1 protein-coding gene, 2 tRNA genes and 2 rRNA genes are annotated in these 1352 nt (G+C 32.7%); all 5 read right to left on the bottom strand.

From position 1 onward, the window contains the following. Window positions 1-404: 404 nt before the first annotated feature. Complete coding sequence (locus tag JK636_RS22240; RefSeq protein WP_202751191.1) at window positions 405-608, bottom strand: hypothetical protein; 204 nt, start codon at window positions 606-608, stop codon at window positions 405-407. Between the two features lie 257 nt (window positions 609-865). Next, a tRNA-Ala gene (locus JK636_RS22245) sits at window positions 866-941 on the bottom strand. 3 nt (window positions 942-944) lie between these two features. Continuing rightward, window positions 945-1021: transfer RNA gene (locus JK636_RS22250), tRNA-Ile, on the bottom strand. 7 nt (window positions 1022-1028) lie between these two features. Next, a 5S ribosomal RNA gene (gene rrf / locus JK636_RS22255) occupies window positions 1029-1145 on the bottom strand. 124 nt (window positions 1146-1269) lie between these two features. Next, window positions 1270-1352, bottom strand: a 23S ribosomal RNA gene (locus tag JK636_RS22260); the annotation flags it as partial.

Consider the following 1352-nt stretch of genomic DNA (forward strand, 5'->3'; position numbering starts at 1 on the left):
AAAGTTTGAAAACTTAAGCTCATCGCTTACTTATTTTATCGAAGTCGCCTAAACAACTTCAAAAGAATTGCTGGTCATTTACCTTAATTTCTCTGTTTAATTTTCAAAGACCAATTGCTTCGCCGTCATCTGACAGCTTTTATATCTTATCATGCAAACTTTAATCTGTCAATAAAAGTTTTTAATCTTCCATTCAAGATTTTGCCTGACAACGAAATTTATTTTATCATATTTATTCAAAAATAAATTATCATATATACTACTTATTAATAAATAATTTAATATTTCTAGCTGATGCTCTAAATTTCTTCAATTTTCACCAAACGATACACCAGGAACAGTTTTTTAGTTCATATAATTATTAGAGAGCAGTTCTTCTGCTCTCTAACCGAATAGGTAAACAATTAAAAGAATCCTCGAATCATCAACATGACGCCAAATATGCATAATGGAACACCCACTATAGCGCCAACTATTGTCATGGTAATAGCGCCACCTAGTATTAATATTACTAATCCTAATATTACAGAAACTAGCCTTCCTGTTATCTTCACTATACTTGTGACTAAATTAAAAATCATTTTAAACGGCCACAAAATCCATCTCATATAATACTCCTTAATAATACTGTATAATTTAATTGTACATATAAATTACAAATATTTCAATTGATTATTATTTTTTATATAGCTTACCTGTTAAAAAATAGGTATCATATAGAATAAAAATAGTGATACATGTAGCCTTTAGTTATAGATAAAGGAGCTGCTTGCTTAAGATAGAAATAAAATAAAGTAGGTACTTCTATAGATACCTACCTCAGCTAAAATACAAAATAAAAAAGACAGTTTTATAAACTGTCTTTTGGTGGAGATATAGGGATTCGAACCCTAGACCCTCTGCGTGCAAGGCAGATGCTCTCCCAGCTGAGCTATACCCCCATATGGTGGACCTTCAGGGACTCGAACCCCGGACCGACCGGTTATGAGCCGGTTGCTCTAACCAACTGAGCTAAAGATCCATATGTAATCTAGCAACTCTCTACTCTTCCACTCAGTCTCCCGAGCAGTACCATCGACATCTCAAAGCTTAACCTTCGTGTTCGGAATGGGAACGGGTGTAACCTTTGCATCATCGCCACTAGATATTTATCTTATCGACAGAATATATCTTATCATTTTATAAAACATCTGTCAATATATTTGAAAAAATATTTATTAACATATTATAATATTAATTATTCTTTCAAAATTGCACAGATTAAATTATTTGGTCAAGCCCTCGACCTATTAGTATCAGTCAGCTAAACATGTTACCATGCTTACACCTCTGACCTATCAACCTTGTGTTCT

This window comes from Clostridium rhizosphaerae (genome assembly GCF_016765585.1).
Classification (GTDB): Bacteria; Bacillota; Clostridia; order Clostridiales; family Clostridiaceae; genus Clostridium_AT; species Clostridium_AT rhizosphaerae.